The organism is Streptomyces sp. NPDC004667 (genome assembly GCF_040609475.1).
Lineage (GTDB): Bacteria > Actinomycetota > Actinomycetes > Streptomycetales > Streptomycetaceae > Streptomyces.
This window is the reverse complement of sequence record NZ_JBEXKC010000210.1, coordinates 1-3,526: the sequence shown is the minus strand read 5'-3', so window position 1 is coordinate 3,526 and position 3,526 is coordinate 1. Positions and strand designations below refer to the sequence as shown.

At 75.7% G+C, this 3,526-nt stretch carries 1 protein-coding gene; it reads left to right on the top strand.

Annotation, left to right across the window (positions count from 1 at the left end):
* On the top strand, positions 1 to 3,526 hold a 3,526-nt coding region (locus ABZW32_RS39250; RefSeq protein WP_356225635.1), incomplete at both ends, for a beta-ketoacyl synthase N-terminal-like domain-containing protein.

Here is a 3,526-nt window from a genome sequence, read left to right as displayed (position 1 = left end):
ACCGTACTCGACGACCTCCCGGCGGTCGGGGGGGGGGGCGCGGCCGACCGGCGGGCCGCCGAGGACGCCCGCGACACCCCCGGAGCCCTCGCCGCCGGCCTGCGCGGGAAGAACGCCGAGGAGCGGCGCCGCGAACTGCTGCGGCTGGTCCGTACGCACGTGGCGGCCGTCCTCGGCCACACCTCCGCCGAGGACGTCACACCCGACCGGGCGTTCCGGGAACTCGGCGTGAACTCCGTGACCGCCGTCGAACTGCGCAACCGGCTGCGCGAGGCCACCGGGCTGGAACTGCCCGCCTCCCTCGTCTTCGACCACCCCACCAGCGCGGCCGTCGCCCGCCACCTCCACGAACTGGCCTCGGGCGGACCCGACGAACGGGCGGACGGCCCGTTCGCCACCGCCCCCGCCGGCGGGGACGCGGAACCCGTCGCGATCGTCGCCATGGCCTGCCGGTTCCCCGGCGGCATCAACACCCCCGACGAGCTGTGGCAGCTGGTGCGCGGTGGCGGCGACGCCATCTCCACCTTCCCCACCAACCGCGGCTGGGACCTGGACGGCCTCTACGACCCGGACCCCGACGCGAAGGGCCGTACGTACGTCCGCGAAGGCGGGTTCCTCCACGAGGCACCCGACTTCGACCCGGAGTTCTTCGGCATCTCGCCCCGCGAGGCCCTCGCCATGGACCCGCAGCAGCGGCTCCTGCTGGAAACCTCCTGGGAGGCCATGGAGCGCGCCGGAATCGACCCCGGCCTGCTGCGCGGCAGCCGGACCGGCGTGTTCGTCGGCACCAACGGCCAGCACTACATGCCGCTGCTGCAGAACGGCGACGAGGACTTCGACGGCTACCTCGGCACCGGCAACTCCGCCAGCGTCATGTCGGGCCGCCTCTCGTACGTCTTCGGGCTCGAAGGCCCCGCCGTGACCGTCGACACCGCCTGCTCGGCGTCCCTTGTCGCCCTGCACCTGGCCGTGCAGTCGCTGCGCCGCGGCGAATGCGGCCTGGCCCTCGTCGGCGGCGCCACCGTCATGTCCACGCCCGAGATGCTCGTCGAGTTCTCCCGCCAGCGCGTCATGTCGCCCACCGGCCGCTCCCGGGCCTTCGCGGCCTCCGCCGACGGCGTCGCCCTGGGCGAGGGAGCCGGCCTGCTGCTCGTCGAGCGGCTCTCCGACGCCGAACGCAACGGCCACCCCGTCCTCGCCGTGATCCGCGGCTCCGCCGTCAACCAGGACGGCGCCTCCAACGGCCTGACCGCCCCCAACGGCCCCTCCCAGCAGCGTGTCATCCGCCAGGCCCTCGCCGACGCCGGGCTGGAGCCCGGGGACATCACCGCCGTCGAGGCGCACGGCACCGGAACGGAACTCGGCGACCCCATCGAGGCGCAGGCCGTCCTCGCCACCTACGGCGAAGGCCGCTCCACCGAGGACCCGCTGTGGCTCGGATCCGTGAAGTCCAACATCGGCCACACCCAGGCCGCCGCCGGAGTCGCCGGCGTCATGAAGATGGTGCTGGCGCTGCGCGGCCGGACCCTGCCCCGCACCCTGCACGTCGACGAGCCCACCCCGCGCGTCGACTGGTCGTCCGGAGCGGTGTCCCTGCTCACCGACGACATCGACTGGCCGCAGGGCGACACCCCCCGCCGGGCCGCCGTGTCCGCGTTCGGCATCAGCGGCACCAACGCCCACGTCATCGTCGAGGAAGCCCCCCGACCCGCCGACGCCGGCCCCGACCCCGACCCCGACACGGTGCCCGCACCCGGCGCGGACACCGACGGGTGGGAGGGGGTCACCGTCCCGCTGCTGCTGTCCGCGCGCTCCGACGACGCCCTGCGCGCCCAGGCGGCCCGGCTGCGCGCCGGACTCCTCGAACACCCCGGCACCCACCCCGCCGACGCCGGGTACACCCTCCTCAAGACCCGCACCCGGTTCGCCCGCCGGGCCGCCGTCATCGGCGAGAGCCGCGAGGAGATCCTCGACGCCCTCAACGCCCTCGCGCAGGACCGGCCGCACCCGGCCGTACAGCGGGGGGCCGCCGGCCCCGGCGACCGCGTCGTGTTCGTCTTCCCCGGCCAGGGCTCCCAGTGGCCCGCCATGGCCGACGGGCTCCTCGACCGGTCGCCCGCCTTCCGGGAGGCCGCCCTCGCCTGCGACGCCGCCCTGGGCTCCCACCTGGACTGGTCCGTCATGGACGTCCTGCGGCAGGTCCCCGGCGCGCCCTCGCTCGCCCGCGTCGACGTCGTCCAGCCCGTCCTGTTCACCATGATGGTGTCGCTGGCCGCCGCCTGGCGGTCCCTCGGCGTCCACCCCTCGGCCGTCGTCGGCCACTCCCAGGGCGAGATCGCCGCCGCGTACGTGTCCGGCGGGCTCTCCCTCGACGACGCGGCCCGCGTCGTCGCCCTGCGCAGCCAGGCCTGGCTGACCCTCGCGGGCAAGGGCGGCATGATCGCCGTATCGCTGGCCCCCGAAGCGCTGCGGCTCCGCCTGGAGCGCTTCGGCGACCGGCTGTCCGTCGCCGCCGTCAACAGCCCCGGCACCGCCGCCGTCGCCGGGGAGCCCGCCGCCCTGCGCGAACTCCTCGACGAGCTGACCGCGCAGGGCGTCCACGCCCGCGCCATCCCCGGCGTGGACACGGCCGGGCACTCCGCCCAGGTCGACGACCTCAAGGAGCACCTCCTGGAAGTCCTCGCCCCCGTCGCCCCGCGGACCGGCGAGATCCCCTTCTACTCCACCGTCACCGGCGGTCTCCTCGACACCGCCGCACTGGACTCCGCCTACTGGTACCGCAACATGCGCGAACCCGTCGAGTTCGAGCGGGCCGTGCGCTCCCTCATCGCCGACGGCCACGAGGTCTTCCTCGAATCCAGCCCCCACCCGATGCTCGCGACCTCCCTCCAGGAGACCCTCGCCGACACCGGCGCCCACGCCACCGCCCTCGCCACCCTGCGCCGCGACAAGGGCGGCGCCCGCTGGTTCGCCGCCGCGCTCGGCACGGCCCACGTCAGCGGCGTCGAGATCGACGCGGACGCCCTCTTCGGCGGCGGCTCCCGCCGGGTGGAGCTGCCCACCTACCCCTTCCAGCGCGAGCGCTACTGGTACAACGCGCCCGCCCGCCGCGGCGACGCCGCCTCCGTGGGCCTCCACGAGGCCGGGCACCCCCTGCTCGGTGCCGGCGTCGAACTCCCCGAGTCCGGATCGGTCGTCTACACCGCCCGCATCGGCGCCGACACCCAGCCCTGGCTCGCCGACCACACCCTGCTGGGCACCGTACTGCTGCCCGGCGCGGCCCTCGTCGACCTGGCCCTGTGGGCCGGCCGGCAGTCCGGCTGCGACCGCCTCGACGAGCTGATCCTCCAGGCCCCCGTGGTCCTGCCCGACACCGGCGCCGTCGAACTGCGCCTGCTCGTCTCCGCCGCCGACGCCGAGGGCCGCCGCACCCTCACCGTCCACTCCCGCACCGCGGGCGCCGCCCCCGGCTCGCCCTGGCAGCGGCACGCGGAGGCCGTCCCCGGCGGGGGCGGCGACGGCCTCC